This is a genomic window from Nonlabens ulvanivorans (genome assembly GCF_032922765.1).
GTDB lineage: Bacteria > Bacteroidota > Bacteroidia > Flavobacteriales > Flavobacteriaceae > Nonlabens > Nonlabens ulvanivorans.
In genome coordinates this window covers 2,737,957-2,754,039 of the sequence record NZ_CP136694.1, presented here as the reverse complement: position 1 = coordinate 2,754,039, position 16,083 = coordinate 2,737,957, and the positions used below count along the sequence as shown (strand labels likewise).

Here is a 16,083-nt window from a genome sequence, read left to right as displayed (position 1 = left end):
AGATTAACATTATGTAAACATTTATACAAACGCCGCGCCAAAGGTACTGTTAACCATAGAAAAACGTACTTTTGCAGCCCATTAATAACGATATATTAATAAACAACTCTTATGAATAAACAAATTAGCAAGTTGATTTTGTTGATTTTACTGGTCTGCGGCTCTATTGCGAGTGCCCAAGTGGTAAAAGGTCGAGTAATTGACGAATCAACCGAAGAACCTATTAAAGGAGCGCTGATTGAAATCTTAGGAACCAAGTTTACAGCAACTACTGATGCTGATGGTTTCTTTAATTTTGCTAGCGGTATCCCACAAGGAGATCAGAAAATGCAAGTTAGTGCAGCTGATCATTACAACCGTACTTTACCTATTGTTGTAAATGAATTAACACCAGTTAATATTGATCCACTTTATTTAAGAGTAGATTTTAGTGATCAAGAACAAACTGCAGGTGTTATTTCACTAACAGAAAATGATCTATCTGATGACCAGAATGCTGCAAACAATGTATCTGGACTTTTACAATCCTCAAGAGATATATTTTTAAGAGCGGCAGCATTTGATTTTAGTGCGACATTCTTTAGGCCTCGTGGATTGAATAGTGAAGATGGTCGTGTCCTTATTAATGGACTAACTATGAACAAGATTTTTTCTGGACGACCACAATGGAGTAATTGGGGTGGATTAAATGACTTACAACGTAACCAAAACTTTACTATGGGATTATCTGCTGCAGATAATACATTTGGTGGTTTAGGTGGTGTTCAGAGTATTGATATGCGTGCTTCTCAACAAAGAGAAGGTAGTCGTATTTCATATGCTGCTGGTAACCGTAGTTACACAGGTCGCTTTATGGCAACTTACAATAGTGGCTTGAAAAGTAATGGATGGGCATACTCAATAAGTGCCTCACGTAGAGCTGGAGAAGAAGGATTTATAGATGGTACCGTATATGATGCAAATTCTATAGGTCTATCTGTCGAGAAAAAGATTAATGACAATCATTTCTTAAACTTCACAGGTATGTACACTCCTAATCGTCGTGGTAGACAATCGCCAATGACTGAAGAGGTAAAAAACTTAAGAGGAATTACTTATAATCCTAACTGGGGTTATATCGATGGTGAAAAACGCAATAGCCGTATCAGAGAAATTGAAGAGCCTATTTTAATGTTGAACCATAACTGGCAAATCAATGAGAAAGTGAAATTAAATACTAACGTAGGATATCAATTTGGTCGTATAGGAAACACTCGTATCGATAATGGCGGTACTCGTTTAGTAACTCTAGATGGTCAAGATTCTTACATAGGTGGTGCACGTAATCCTAATCCTGATTATTATCAAAATTTACCTAGTTATTTCTTACGTAATGGTTTAGATTATTCTAATGCTTATCTAGCTCAACAAGAGTTTGTAAGTAACGGTCAGTTAGATTGGGATGCACTTTATAGAGCAAACGCTTCATTTACTCAACAAGGAGGAACTAGTGTTTATGCTATACAAGAAGATCGTATCGATGACGATCTTTTAATGGTAAACTCAATTCTTACTGCAGATATTACAGATAATATTTTATTCACAGGTGGAGTGAGCTATCGTAATTTAAAAAGTGAAAACTATGCAAAAATAGATGATCTTTTAGGTGGTGGTGGTTATCTAGATGTAGATTTCTTTGCACAAGAAACCTCTAACATAACACAAGATCAAGCGGCACAATCAGATTTAAACAACCCTAATCGTATTGTAGGCGAAGGAGATCGCTATAAGTACAATTATGACATATTAGTTGATGAGATCGATGCATTTGCTCAAGCTCAGTTTAAGACTAAAAAGGTTGACTTCTATATAGCTGGTAACATCACTCAAACTTCTTATCAAAGAGATGGTAAATTCCGTAATGGTAACTTTGCTGACAATTCTTTTGGAAAAGGAGAACAACTAGATTTTACCAACTTTGGAATTAAAGGTGGTGCTACTTATAAATTAAGCGGTAAAAGCTTTATTGATTTTAACGGAGCTTATTTAACAGATGCTCCTACAATAAGAAGTGCTTTCCCTAATGCCAGACAAAACAATAATACTACAACTGGTCTAGAGTCTCAGACAGTATATTCTACAGATATATCTTATATCTACAGATCTCCTATTGTAAAGGCTAGATTAACAGGTTACTTCACACAATTTAAAGATGGTACGGATGTAGGCTTCTATTTTGTAGAAGGTTTATCTGGTGCTCCAACTCAAGATGGTAACGCTTTTGTACAAGAAGTGATGACTAACATAGATCGTCGCAATATCGGTGGAGAACTAGGACTGGAAGTTCAAGTAACACCAACAATTGCTTTAAAAGCAGCTGCTGCATTTGGTACAAATACTTATAGCAACAATCCTAATATCTATTTAAATAGTGATGACTTTCCTAATGTCGATTTAACATTTGGTGATGGAACTACTAATTTAAAAGATTACCACATCGCTGGTGGACCAGAACAAGCTTATCAAGTAGGTTTTGAATACCGTGATCCAGATTACTGGTGGGTAGGTGCTACTGCAAACTTCTTCTCTAATTCATATGTGGACGTTTCTCCACTAAGAAGATCAGAAAACTTTGTGACTGATTTAGACGGTTTACCAATATCAAATTATGATGAAGACATTGCTAGAGACTTATTAAGACAAGAAAAATTTAATCCATATGAACTATTAAATGTAGTAGGTGGGAAATCTTGGAAAATAGGTGACAAGTTTGTAGGTTTCTTTGCGACTATCAATAATGTATTAGGGAAAGAATATAGAACTGGTGGATTTGAGCAAGGTCGTCTTGCAAATTATCAAGATGTTCTAGACGATAGTAACAACCCAATTGAAGTGTTTGCACCACGTTATTTCTATGGAAATGGTCGTACATACTACTTAAACGTTTACCTAAGATTTTAATAAAATTAATGATGAAAAATAAAATAAATAATATGAGAGCTTTTCATAAAATAATAGCGCTGGCGTATATCGCCGCTATCACATTTTCTTGTGTAGGAGATGATGATTTTACAGTACCTACATTTAATGACACAACACCAATTACTGTTGACGGTAACGTTGTTGCATTAAGCACTGTAGCATCTAGACTTGCACAAAGTGGTGATGATACTTTTACTTTTGAGCAATCAGCAAGTGGAGTAGATGAGTATATTACAGGATATGTGATATCAGACGATCAAGGAGGAAACTGGTTTAAAGAATTAATAATTCAAGATGAAACAGAAAATCCTACAGCTGGTCTTGCCATTTCTATTGATGTAAACCCATTGTTTACAAGATATGAATTCGGTAGAAAAGTATTTGTTAAGTTAACGGGTCTTACCGTAGGAACTTCAAATGGAGTTACCACATTAGGTGTAGCTGGTGCTGGTAGTGATATAGAGCGTATCGCAGCATCAAGTGAGGCTGACGTTATTAAAAGAGATAACTTAGTTGCAGACATCGTTCCTGTGGACGTTGAATTTGCAGACTTTTCTGATGCTCTAGAACTTATTTGGGTTAGAGTGAACAACGTACAATTTGTAGAAGAGCAAATCGACTTATCATTTGCAGCTGAGTCATTTGACCAATTTGATGGTGAGCGTAGTATTAAAAGCTGTAATGATGCTTTTGGAGCGACTGCAAACTTATGGACAAGTACTTTCTCTGACTTTAAAGCTTTAAACATTCCTGATGGAAAAGGTTCTATTAGTGCCGTATTAACTAGAGATTTCTTTGATGATGTTTATGTACTATATGTAAATACTCCTGAGGACTTCGATCTTACAGATACTAACCGTTGTGATTTAACACCTGTTTCTTGTGGAAACGCAGCTGCTGCAGGACCGAATACATTACTAAGCGAGAACTTTGAAACACAATCTACAGGAGCAGCAGCAATGCCTGCAGGATGGACTAACTTCCAAGAAGCTGGTACAGAAACTTGGGAAGTATACACTTCTGGTGGAACAAATGCTTCACTAGGTAAAAGTGTTAACGTTGGATCATTTAACTCAAATGACGCTTCTACAATCGCTTGGTTAATCACACCAGAATTTGACTTTGATGCTCAAACAGGTGAAGTATTCTCTTTTGAAACTTCTAACAGCTTCTCTGATGGTTCTACAATGCAAGTACTTTATTCTGATGATTGGGATGGAACAACAGCAGGAATCGCTACAGCAACGTGGAAACCTCTTGCAGACGCAACTATCGTTGATGACGGTGAGTTCTTTGGTAACTGGGTATTCTCTGATAACGTATCATTGGACTGTGTAACTGGTACAGGTCATATTGCTTTCCGTTATGAAGGATCAGGAGATTCTGGTACTGACGGTACTTATGAGTTAGATAACATCTCTATGACTAGTAATTAGTAAAAGAATTATTTCGCTTTAAGCGAAAACATATAAGAAAAGCCCATTGCTATTTGCAATGGGCTTTTATATTTTTAAAAAACACCTAACCAGTAAAGAAACCTTAAATATAAAAATGAAAAACAAACGGATTTTTATTCCTATCATACTGGCAATCTTAATAGGTGGCTATTTTGCATTTAATATAATTGATTGGTTTAGTAATTTAGAATCTGTTGATCAGCCATTGCCTCATAAGAATCTAATTACCGAAATTCAAAAAGAATCACAGCACAAAGAATCCTTTGAATATAAAAGCTCGATAGTATCCATATATAATAATGGTAAGAATAGAAATGGAACTATTTTATTTGATTTGGGAAGTAATTTTGATATCAACCCTAAATCTATAACTATTAACAAGAAAGAAATTAAAGAACCATCTGGTCGGATTTACAAAGGTTCATTTTTCTTAAATAGAGATTTTCATTTCACGTTTCCAATTAAAAAACTAACAAATAGAATAGAAATTAGTATAGATGATAACCCAAAAGAAGAGCTATTTATCACTGATAAAAAAGATTATGCAAAAATCATATTATATTGTACTGACTCCTTTAATATAAAGCTCAATCAAGAATCTAAACCATTAATCTATTTCGATAAATCTAACAGCTGTTCTAATACTATCATAGAATTTTATAGCTTTAAAGGAACTAGTTACCTATTAGTTAGTCAAAAGGACTAAACACATACATTTATGCACCATGTCGTGCGTTGGTATCTAATATCCGCAAGTCTACTATATATTAGGTTCATATTATTCCTCATGCAGCACGCATCTGTAATTCGTGAGATCTAATAAAACATTTGTAACGCCAATAGAAATCTATATAAACAGGTAGAAATAGCTTTTAGTGTTCTCTAAACATAATTGAGCGCGCTATCTATATCTTTCAGAAATCGCTCGCAATGACGTTATATTACTAAACACAGTGATCTCCTACTTCCTTACAATAATAAACTAGTCAACATTATACAAAACCCTAAAATAAAAAATCCCATCTCAATAAAGAGATGGGATTTAAAGCATTGGTTAGTTAGTAATGCTTAATAATTATCTTTTGTAATCGTAAATTCAGATTTGCGAGACTTTCGATACTCTTCTTCAGTATACAGTCTGTCTTCCAGAACAATCCACAACAAGATTTGCTTCTCCACGAACTACCGCAGTCAAGAGACTTGCGAGACTACATAAGCCACAATAGATTCAGAACGACGTTGAGTTAATACAAGGTTACTTATTCTATACGAAAACTTGAATCCACAGTTAAACAATAGTTATAATAAAATTAATGTTAGTTAATCTTTTCAATCAGAATATTTGAGGTGCCAGCAGTTAAAAACACATCTGCAGTATTACCACCTCTAAAGAACTTTAAACTTACAGTCTGGCCATTAGCAATATCTAGTGTTTCTGTGAAGTTCAAAGATGCTTGTTCATGATTATCATCATGTCTTAGATATCCTGTTGCAGCTATTGTTCCCGTTTGCACTCCTCCTACTTCAAGTTGTGCTAATACAGAAAGCCTACGTTCGGAATTATTACCTGCCACATCTGGAGCTTCGTAATATATATTTACCGTTATTCTATATCTACCGTCACTATTTATAGTTAGTATGTTTCCACTAACTGTGTATAATATTGTATCATCGTTCCAGTTTAGTGTTCCAAAGATAGGTGCGTCAGTTGCCACAGCAGTGTTAATATTTGTCGTAGTGTCAGTATTGGTATATTTTACTGACGGGTTATATGATATATTATTCCACTCCGGTGAAATCTTAGTCCCCGCATTGTATTGATAGGTATTTGTAGTTAAGTTAAAAATTAATAAGCTAACCTCAGGTAAAGCTATAAGGTCACGATCACTAGTACTCATCCTAGGGATAAGAATACCTTTATCTGAAGACTCTATTTCCAGTAGTGATGACGTGTCTGGAGTATCAGTATTTATCCCTACTTGCGCAAAAGTATTTGTAATACAAAACAGAAATAAAAATATAAGGAAAAATATACGATTCATGATTCAAAGAATTAATTGTTTTTTTCGAATAGGATATTGAAAATAATACAATTATTCTAAAATAAAAAATCCCATCTCAATAAAGAGATGGGATCTAAAGCATTGGTTAGTTAGTAATGCTTAATAACTATCTTTTTGTAATCGTAAATTCTGATCTACGAGACTTTTGATACTCTTCTTCAGTACATCGTCTTCCAGAACAATCCACAACTGGATTTGCTTCTCCACGACCTACTGCAGTTAAACGACTTGCGTCTACTCCTTGTGATACCACATAAGACACAATAGATTCTGAACGACGTTGCGTTAATGCAAGGTTATAGGCATCTGGTCCTCTAACATCTGCATAAGTCTCAGCCATTACTTCTAGTTCTGGATATTTCTTCATGAAAGAAACTAAACGATCTAGTTCAAGTGCTGCATCAGGACGTATGTTAGACTTATCTAGATCAAAGTAGATCATATTCAATAAGATCTTTTCATCTACAACAACTGGATCAGGAATAATAGGCTCCATGTTTACAGTTACCATTGCTGTAGCTTCTTCTGTAACGCTTAGGTCAGATTGAGCACTTTCATATTGATCTTTAACACCACGGGCAACAAATTCTTTATTACACTCTGTAGTAAACATCGCCTTTCCTTCAGCATCTGTAGTCTGGCTAGGTAAGCTATTACCATCTGCATCTTGTAAAGAAACAATAGCACCTGGAATAGGCTGATTAGTTTGAGCATCAACAGCGGTTACCGTAACAGCAACTTCACAAATTTCAATACGATTCACCGCATAGATATCATCACTTCCTTTTCCACCTTTACGGTTAGAAGAAACAAAACCTTTACCTGTTTCTTCTGAATATGTGAAAGCAAAATCATCCATTACAGAGTTTACAGGAGAACCTAAGTTAGAAACTTTACCGTCTTTGTATTTAAATACGTCTAGACCACCTAATCCTAAGTGACCGTTTGAAGAGAAATAAAGTGTACCATCTTCAGCAATCCATGGGAATGAATCATCACCTGCAGTATTAACTGTAGGTCCTAAATTTACTGGGTTTGAAATTTTACCATTCTTAAGACTCGCTTTATAGATATCAGTTCCACCTTGTCCACCTGGCGCTTCACTTGCAAAGAAAATTGCTTTTCCATCTGCAGTAATACTAGGATGACCTACACCGTATTCTTGACTTTCTAGAGAAGTAGTTCTTACATCTCTCCACTCGCCACCAGCTTTAACAGCTCTGTAAATATTCAATTTACTCTCGCCATCACTAGCTTTTTCATAATCTCCATCGATATAATCTACACGAGTAAAGAACATATACTTCCCGTCAGGTGTAATATCTAATGTACCTTCATGATACTTAGTATTTACATCACCATCAAGAAGTTTTCCTTCACCAGGCATTCCGTTTTCATCAACAGATGCTTCATAGATATCTAAGTAAGGTTCTTTATTCCATGCATAGTTTGCACGCTTATTATTACGAGCACTTGCAAAGTAAATTTTATCACCTATTTTTTGTGCAGCAAAATCACTTGCTTCACCATTAAGTCCTAAAGCCTCAGCAGTATAAGCTGGGTTCATTCCTGTAATGTCTGCTAGGTAATTAGGGTTTGCTTTAAAGGCTTTAGCACGATCATCATTAGGCACCATCCCAGCAAACTGGTTCATGATAGTATTAGAAAGATCATATTTTTGATTAGCCTTTAAAGTTTGAGCATATCTGTAAAGAGTCTCTGCTTGAGGATTCTTATTAGTAGCTCTTTTATAAAATTGCTCTGCACTTTTAAAGTCACTATTAAAGAAATAAGAGTTTCCTAGGTTAGTATAAACGTGTTGAGAACGCTCTCCATTTTTAATGAGTTTCTCATAAGCTTTTGCAGCATCCACATAACGCAGTTGCTCATATAGTTTGTCTGCTTTTTTAGTTGCATCGCTTTGTGCATTTACTTGAAATGAGCCAGCGATAATTATTAAGAGTAGTAAATATATTTTTTTCATGATATTCTTTCTTTGCTGGTTATTAGAAGAAACGTGGTGATTGCATCACTTTACGAGGGAAATTCAAGTCATAAGTCAAGAAGATCTCATGTGAAGAATTTGCCGCTACCTGTATATCTGATACCACGCGGTCATATGCATAACCTACCTTTACATTATCAGTAAGTTGCATACCTACTAGACCACTGAAAGAGTCTTCATATCTGTAAGATACACCTACTTCAAACTTATTATTAAATAATACGTTTGTGTTTAAATCAAAGCTTAATGGAGAATCAAAAGCTCCTTTAACCATTGCATGTGGCTTTAATTTAATGTTTTCATTAATATCAAAAACATATCCACCTGTTAAGAAATAATGTTGTGTTTCAGAACCAAAGGTTAAACCGTCCTCATCTAAGTGAGTACTGTTTAACATATTAGGAACAGAAAAACCAGCATACCAGTTATCTCCATAAAGGAAAGCACCTGCACCCAGATTTAAGTACTGTTCGTTTAATTGCTCACTAAACAATGGATCACCCGGCTGTGTAGTGTTCACAAAGTTAAGATTCACATCGTGGAAAGTAACACCAGCTTTAAGACCTAGAGATAATGTTGTTTTCTTTCCAACTTGTAATTTATAAGAGAAATCTCCATAGAAGTTTTTCTCTTTAACTGGTCCTATTTGATCAGAAATTACAGAAAGACCTACACCTACTCGATCGCCTATTGGAGTACTACCAGAAAAGGTAAGTGTCTCTGGCGCACCAGTTACACCAGTCCATTGTTGACGGTAAAGAGTTGTAAGAGTTAAGCCATCTCTTGTACCAGCATATGCTGGGTTAATGACATTTTGGTTGTACATGTACTGTGTGTACTGAGGATCTTGTTGAGCGTGAAGTACGCTGGTTCCGGACAAGACAAGGAAAATCCCCATGGCAAGTAATTTTCTCATCATTATAGAGTTAGTTTTTTGGGTTGCACAAGTTAGTTTTATGGTTCTAAATATACTACTATGCTATCAATTGCGACTTACATAGTGACCTGATTTTATAATATCTTGCTTTCGCGAAAGCGTAATTTTTAACCTATCCATTGATAATCAACTATTAAAGGCTAAACATTAACATTATACTATATCATCAATTATTTACTTAGAAGACCGAATATAGAAAAAATACATCGCCTATATTGTTTAACAATTTCTTTATAGATTAAAAGCAATGTTTCACAGACGAAATGATTCAATTAGTTTCTACGTAGTATCATATATACAGGAAAATGATCAGAATAACCTCCTTTATAGGTTTTACCAACAAATGTGCGCGCTGGTTGACCTCGATATTTCCCTTTCCATTGCCTCAACATAATGTCATCAAAAATGTCTGCTTGATGAAAGTATAAAGCGTCTGGCACATCATTAATTAAACTGTCACTAACCATAATTTGATCAAAAAGATTCCATTTAAAATTATGATTCAAACTACCTCTATGAAATTTTTTAAGCGGCGCGGTCACATTTTGAAAACCGTGTGGCAGGATTTCATTGCGTATACTATCGTTTTCTGGATCATCATTAAAATCTCCCATTACAATAATATTAGTGCCTTCTAGTAAATGCTTCTCTTGATTAGTTCGATCATTTTGTGGATCTACATGATTGATATGATCCATTAACTGCTTGGCTACAGTTACTCTTTTTTCATTTGTAGAGTCTGCTCCATCTCTTCTTGACGGCCAGTGGTTCACATATATATGTAATGGCATACCAGATAAAAAACCTTTTACATATAATATATCACGGGTACGGTCTGGCTCATCATTAGGCATAGTTACATCGACAGCTATCGGTGTAGAGGATTGCACTGTAAATATTTTTTTACTGTATAATAAAGCAACATCAATTCCTCGCTCATCTGGGCTATTATAATGTATGATACCATAATCTCCTTTAACCAGTTTAGGCTGTTGTATTAAATCTTCAAGAACTTTCTCATTCTCCACTTCAGCCACACCTATAATTGCCGGCAACTTACCAGTTTGTAAAACACCTACTTTTGATATCGCTTCACTCAATTTTTGCAGCTTTTTCTGGTAACGTTGTGGTGTCCATTGCTTACGACCTTGTGCTGTAAAATCCTGATCTAGTATATCCTCATCATTGTGAACGTCAAATAAATTTTCTAAATTGTAGAATGCGACGGTATACTGTTCAAATGCCTGTTGTGAAATTGCCAATACTCTTATTTTTGTAGGGATTTCAAATCTAATACATCATCACGCAAATTCTCTCACTATAATAAGAATTACTTTAAGCTTTTATTAATTGTAGAGCAGCTCACTGGCAATCTGTTATCTTTGTTAAATAGTTTTAGAACCATAAATGTTAGAAAGAGAAACACACGAATATGAAAAAGCCATTCTAGTAGGAGTGGTTACCCAACAGCAGACAGAAGAAAAACTTAAAGAATATCTGGATGAGCTAGAATTCTTAGCTTATACAGCAGGCGCTACTATACACAAGCGTTTTTCTCAAAAAATGCAAAAACCTAATCCTAAAACATTTTTAGGATCTGGTAAAATGGAAGATATAAAGGCCTATGTAGATGCTCATAATATTGATACGGTAATATTTGATGATGAGCTAAGTCCTGCACAGCAAAAGAATATTGAGAAAATTCTAGAAGTTAAAATTATAGATAGAACTTACTTAATCCTAGATATTTTTGCTCAACGTGCAGAGACTAGTTATGCTCGTACACAGGTTGAACTGGCTCAATATGAATACTTACTGCCAAGACTTGTAGGTCTGTGGACTCACCTTGAGAGACAAAAAGGTGGTATCGGGATGCGTGGTCCAGGAGAAACAGAGATTGAGACTGACCGTCGTATCGTACGTGACCGTATAACTTTACTCAAAAAGAAATTACTTACTATTGATAAACAAATGGCTACCCAGCGCGGTAACCGTGGTAAAATGGTACGTGTTGCCTTAGTAGGTTATACAAACGTTGGAAAAAGCACACTAATGAATGTAATTTCAAAAAGTGAGGTTTTTGCAGAAAATAAGTTGTTTGCAACATTAGACACAACAGTGCGTAAAGTTGTTGTAAAAAACCTTCCCTTCTTACTGACAGATACTGTAGGTTTTATACGTAAACTACCTACTCAATTAGTAGAATCCTTTAAGTCAACGCTTGATGAAGTACGTGAATCTGACTTGTTATTGCATGTAGTAGATATTGCTCATGGTAGTTTTGAAGATCACATCGCATCGGTAAATAAAATATTAAGCGAGATAGACGCTGTGGATAAACCTACTATCATGGTTTTCAATAAAATCGACCAGTACATTGCCGAGGACTATGATCCAGAAGATTTACTTGAAGAAAGGACCAGTGCACATTACTCGCTAGAAGAATGGAAGCGCACCTGGATGGCAAGAATGGGTGAAAACGTTGTGTTTATATCAGCCATTAATAAAGAGAACATAGACACGTTTAAGAAAAAAGTCTATGATCAAGTTAGAGAAATTCATGTAAAAAGATTTCCTTACAATGCTTTCTTATTTCCAGATTGGGAAGACTTAATAGAAACAGAAGAAGAATAAACACTTTTAAAACATGAAAAAGCCCTTAATCCGATGGATTAAGGGCTTTTTATTTTAGATAAAATTAAATTAGAACTTATAGTTCAAACCTAATAACCAGTATGATTGTAAATCGTTATCTACATTATCAAAATCAAATGTACCTGTAGGATCCTGAGTCGCCGCAAAATTTACAGCCTCTTGATGATTACCTCTTAAACCAAATTCAAAACCTACACCGATGTTTTTCCATAGTGTATAACCGAAAGAGTTGATCCATGTAAAGTTGGATAAGTTAGAGCTCTTATAGCTTTGGAATGTAGAAAGATTACTCTTAAAGTTAATAGCTCCTATTTGTCTTGTATAATCTGCAACGATTTTTGCACCTAAAGAAGATTCAAAAATATCATCACCACTACTGAAAACAAAGTTATAGTTTAAAGGGTGAATCACAACTACAAGGTTATCTAAAGGAGTCCATGTTGCACCAACACCTAGGTCTAGGTATCCAGGATCATTAAAATTGTTAAGTATCGTAGTTCTGTACTCTCCTAATGTAGAAACAGCAAATTTCTCGCTCAGCTTGTAACCATATAATGATTGAATATTAAAAACGTCTGTAGCTTCTTGAAAACTATCATCATCTGTAGCGTCATCTCTATCGTCAAACTTTACCCATTGTAAATTCACGTTTAGATTATTTCTCCAGAAATACTTCTCTCTTTTTAAGTTTGCAAATCCGTTTAATGTAACACCTATGTTACCAGAGTTCACATTAGGAGAACCTTGAGAATACCACTTATCAAAACTTGATAAATTTGCTCCTATAGTACCAAAAGCTCCCTTTTTCCAACCTGGAAGTGCATCTATCTGTGCTTGGATCGCATTTGCTCTACCTTGAATTTGAGCAATAGAATCCATTTTTGTCGCTTTTAACGACTTAAGTTCTTCTTCAGTTTGCGCATAAGTACTGATTGTACAAAGTGCAAATGCAAAAAGTAAAATAATTTTTTTCATAATACTAAATTGAAATGTTATGGCGCGAAATTACCATTTAATTAAAAAAATGGATTGATTGTCCTTCAAAAAACAATTCTATCGATAAACTACCTTTTTTTCTTATAAACGGGAACTGCACTACAGGCCTCGCCGTACATTACTGATTTTGCAACATTGTGCAATCGCTCTGTAATTTTCATATATGCTCCAATTGGTACCGGTTTATTAGAACAACCTTTTACAATTACTGGCATATCGATGTAGGGATTGATGTCTAATTGATCAATAATAGGAATATACAATGCTGTCTCTAGATGTTCTAATGATCCTAGCACGACTTTTTCTGCTATACCAGTTAGCTCCATTTGTAATAACATCCATGCCCATTGCGGTATGATCGCATCTGTAGAGCAATTTACTGCAACATAATGACCCTTAAACACAGTAAAGTCTGTGTTTTTTAAGCTTTCGCGAAAGCGTGATTCTACTAACACAATACCTTCCATCAACCATTGAGAAATATCTATCTCGCTGCGCGGTCCTACAGGATAATAATCTTCTAAGTCGATGACCTGAAGTTTTGAGTTTGCGACTCTGTTAATGATCTCGCCTTCCATATTTTAAAGCATCCCTAGTTCAAGCTTTGCCTCTTCACTCATTAAGTCTTTGTTCCATGGTGGATCAAATGTGATTTCCACCTCGGCATCGTTGACTTCTTTTAGAGTTTTTACTTTCTCCTCAACTTCTACTGGTAGCGTCTCTGCTACTGGACAGTTAGGTGAAGTTAATGTCATTAATATTTTAACGTCAGCATCACTGCTCACCATGACATCATATATAAGACCTAGCTCATAGATGTCCACAGGAATTTCTGGGTCATATATGGTTTTTAAAACCTTAACTACTTTTTCTCCTATTTCTTGTCCGTTGATCTCTTCCATAATTAGCTCAATTGAGATTGATATGCTATTGCATACATTTTAAGTTGTTTTATCATGGAAACTAATCCATTTGCTCTAGTAGGTGAAAGATGTTCTTTCAAACCTATCTGATCTATAAAAGCTGTATCGGCAGCAATAATATCTGCTGGTTTCTGACCAGACCAGGCTCTTATAAGTATTGCAATAATTCCTTTTGTGATTATTGCATCACTGTCTGCACTAAATTCTACTTTATCCTCTTTTAGATCTGCGTGTACCCATACTTTGGACTGGCAACCTTTTATGATATTATCATCAGTTTTGTATTGCTCATCTATAACAGGAACGCTTTTCCCTAGATCTATCATGTATTCATAGCGATCCATCCAGTCGTCAAACATGGCAAACTCTTCTACGATTTCATTTTGTATGTCTTGAATGCTAGCCATTATTGTTTTACTGCTGTAATTATGATATCGCCTGATGCGTTTAAAAGTTCTAATCCTTCTTTAGTAGGATTTACTTCAACTACCTTTGCAAGATGACTCATATAATCTCTCTCGATCTCATGCACATCTCTACACATCATTTTAGTTCCCATTAAAGGGCTTATGCTTACTTTTCCTTTTCCTAAGTTTTCAAATGTACCGCTGTAATTATTACATGCTGACTTACCAGATATGCGATTTTCTTCTCCCATCGTAATGGTTAAAGTAATATCATGTTCTGAATAATTATTCTCTCCTACGAGTACCACGTCATAACTACCTGCAACATCTTGTTCATCACAACTGGTTAATGTAAAAAGCGTTAGACTAAAAAGTAATGTAAATATTCTCATTTTAATATGTTTTAAGGTATACTCATTAAGTAGTCTTCAAAGATAATGAAGTCCATTAAGACAGCATACTTACTGCACGTTGCAAAGCTTGTACCATAATATCTATTTCTTCTTTAGTATTATAAAATGCAAAACTTGCTCTTACCGTACCAGGAATTGAATAGCGTTCCATAACTGGTTGTGCACAATGATGACCCGTTCTTACAGCTATACCTAGTTTATCTACTATGGTTCCTATATCATAAGGATGCAAGGTTGTGACATTAAAACTTATTACTGCAGCTTTATTTGCAACATCTCCATAAATTTTAAGGCCTTCGATTTCCTTTAACTGTTCCGTTGCATATAATAATAACTCGTGCTCATAAGCAGCGATGTTATCCATTCCTAATTCATTAAGATAGTCGACAGCAGCACCTAAAGCAATTCCACCTGCAATATTAGGTGTTCCGGCTTCAAACTTATGTGGTAATCCTGCATAGGTTGTATGCTCAAATGTCACTTGATCTATCATCTCTCCACCACCTTGGTATGGTGGTAATGCGTTTAATGCTTCTTCTTTACCATATAGAATACCTATTCCTGTCGGACCACACATTTTATGTCCAGACATGGTATAGAAATCTGCATCAAGCGCTTGCATATCTAACTTCATATGACCACATGATTGCGCACCATCTATTAAAGTCATCGCACCATGTTCGTGTGCTCCTTTGATGATCTCTTCTACTGGATTAGTAACACCTAGTGCGTTAGACACATGATTAACAACTACAAAAGCTGTTTTCTCATTCAGCAGTCCTTCATAAGCTTGCATATCTAGCTCACCGCTGTCTAATACCGGTATTACTTTTAAGGTAGCGCCTACTCGTTCACAAAGCATTTGCCAGGGAACAATATTAGAATGATGCTCTACTGCGCTTACAATGATCTCATCATCTTTTTTCACAAAGACGTGGGCACCACTCGCAACAGCATTAATACTATGTGTATTTCCAGAGGTAATAATTACCTGTTTTGCTTGAGGAATATTGAAAAAAGCTCTCACTTTTTCTCTTGCTTCCTCATACAAATCTGTTGCTTCCTGACTTAACGCATGAACACCACGGTGGATGTTTGCATTATATAAGGTATAATACTCAACGATTTTATCAATGACCTGTTGCGGTTTTTGAGAAGTCGCAGCGTTATCAAAATAAACTAACGGTCGCCCATTTACCTCACGATTAAGGATAGGAAAATCAGCTCTTATTTTTTGAATATCTAACATGGTACAAAGGTACGATG

At 35.4% G+C, this 16,083-nt stretch carries 14 protein-coding genes; 4 read left to right on the top strand and 10 right to left on the bottom strand.

What is annotated here, in order from left to right; translation table 11 throughout:
- The first annotated feature begins 111 nt into the window (after window positions 1–111).
- The 3 genes from R1T42_RS12465 (at window position 112) to R1T42_RS12455 (ending at window position 5,124) form a co-directional block, all read left to right on the top strand.
- Window positions 112–2,940: a carboxypeptidase regulatory-like domain-containing protein gene (locus tag R1T42_RS12465; RefSeq protein WP_317290550.1), complete on the top strand. Its 2,829-nt coding sequence runs from the start codon at window positions 112–114 to the stop codon at window positions 2,938–2,940.
- Window positions 2,941–2,951: 11 nt separating this feature from the next.
- Window positions 2,952–4,397: a DUF5689 domain-containing protein gene (locus tag R1T42_RS12460; RefSeq protein WP_317290549.1), complete on the top strand. Its 1,446-nt coding sequence runs from the start codon at window positions 2,952–2,954 to the stop codon at window positions 4,395–4,397.
- Window positions 4,398–4,512: 115 nt separating this feature from the next.
- The gene (locus R1T42_RS12455; RefSeq protein WP_317290548.1) at window positions 4,513–5,124 is read left to right on the top strand and encodes a hypothetical protein; all 612 of its coding nucleotides are present in this window, start codon (window positions 4,513–4,515) and stop codon (window positions 5,122–5,124) included.
- A 610-nt stretch (window positions 5,125–5,734) separates the two neighbouring features.
- Here the strand turns inward: R1T42_RS12455 and R1T42_RS12450 are convergent.
- From R1T42_RS12450 to R1T42_RS12435, 4 genes are all read right to left on the bottom strand, one after another.
- On the bottom strand, window positions 5,735–6,460 hold the full coding sequence (locus R1T42_RS12450; protein WP_317290547.1) for a hypothetical protein: 726 nt from the start codon (window positions 6,458–6,460) through the stop codon (window positions 5,735–5,737).
- A gap of 127 nt (window positions 6,461–6,587) precedes the next feature.
- A complete protein-coding gene (locus R1T42_RS12445) occupies window positions 6,588–8,465 on the bottom strand; it encodes an OmpA family protein (protein WP_317290546.1) in 1,878 nt (625 codons plus the stop codon).
- A gap of 22 nt (window positions 8,466–8,487) precedes the next feature.
- Window positions 8,488–9,402: a PorP/SprF family type IX secretion system membrane protein gene (locus tag R1T42_RS12440; protein WP_036583061.1), complete on the bottom strand. Its 915-nt coding sequence runs from the start codon at window positions 9,400–9,402 to the stop codon at window positions 8,488–8,490.
- Between the two features lie 293 nt (window positions 9,403–9,695).
- Window positions 9,696–10,685 (bottom strand): endonuclease/exonuclease/phosphatase family protein, encoded by a 990-nt coding sequence (locus R1T42_RS12435; protein WP_042245342.1) that lies wholly within the window; start codon window positions 10,683–10,685, stop codon window positions 9,696–9,698.
- 145 nt (window positions 10,686–10,830) lie between these two features.
- Between R1T42_RS12435 and hflX the strand changes: the two genes are divergently transcribed.
- Window positions 10,831–12,057 (top strand): GTPase HflX, encoded by a 1,227-nt coding sequence (hflX, locus tag R1T42_RS12430; RefSeq protein WP_036583065.1) that lies wholly within the window; start codon window positions 10,831–10,833, stop codon window positions 12,055–12,057.
- A 69-nt stretch (window positions 12,058–12,126) separates the two neighbouring features.
- On the opposite strand, the gene R1T42_RS12425 is transcribed toward hflX, so the two are convergent.
- The 6 genes from R1T42_RS12425 to R1T42_RS12400 all read right to left on the bottom strand — a co-directional run bounded on the left by R1T42_RS12425 (window position 12,127) and on the right by R1T42_RS12400 (window position 16,066).
- Window positions 12,127–13,053 (bottom strand): DUF3078 domain-containing protein, encoded by a 927-nt coding sequence (locus R1T42_RS12425; protein WP_317290545.1) that lies wholly within the window; start codon window positions 13,051–13,053, stop codon window positions 12,127–12,129.
- 89 nt (window positions 13,054–13,142) lie between these two features.
- On the bottom strand, window positions 13,143–13,652 hold the full coding sequence (locus R1T42_RS12420) for a DUF2480 family protein (RefSeq protein WP_042291231.1): 510 nt from the start codon (window positions 13,650–13,652) through the stop codon (window positions 13,143–13,145).
- Window positions 13,653–13,655: 3 nt separating this feature from the next.
- Entirely contained in the window at window positions 13,656–13,976 is a 321-nt protein-coding gene (locus tag R1T42_RS12415) for an iron-sulfur cluster assembly protein (protein WP_006796533.1), read from the bottom strand.
- Between the two features lie 2 nt (window positions 13,977–13,978).
- A complete protein-coding gene (locus R1T42_RS12410; RefSeq protein WP_042287028.1) occupies window positions 13,979–14,404 on the bottom strand; it encodes a SufE family protein in 426 nt (141 codons plus the stop codon).
- A complete protein-coding gene (locus R1T42_RS12405) occupies window positions 14,404–14,796 on the bottom strand; it encodes an META domain-containing protein (RefSeq protein WP_317290544.1) in 393 nt (130 codons plus the stop codon). The genes R1T42_RS12410 and R1T42_RS12405 overlap by 1 nt, the downstream gene beginning before the upstream one ends.
- A 55-nt stretch (window positions 14,797–14,851) precedes the next feature.
- Window positions 14,852–16,066 (bottom strand): aminotransferase class V-fold PLP-dependent enzyme, encoded by a 1,215-nt coding sequence (locus R1T42_RS12400; RefSeq protein ID WP_317290543.1) that lies wholly within the window; start codon window positions 16,064–16,066, stop codon window positions 14,852–14,854.
- Between the last annotated feature and the right edge of the window lie 17 nt (window positions 16,067–16,083).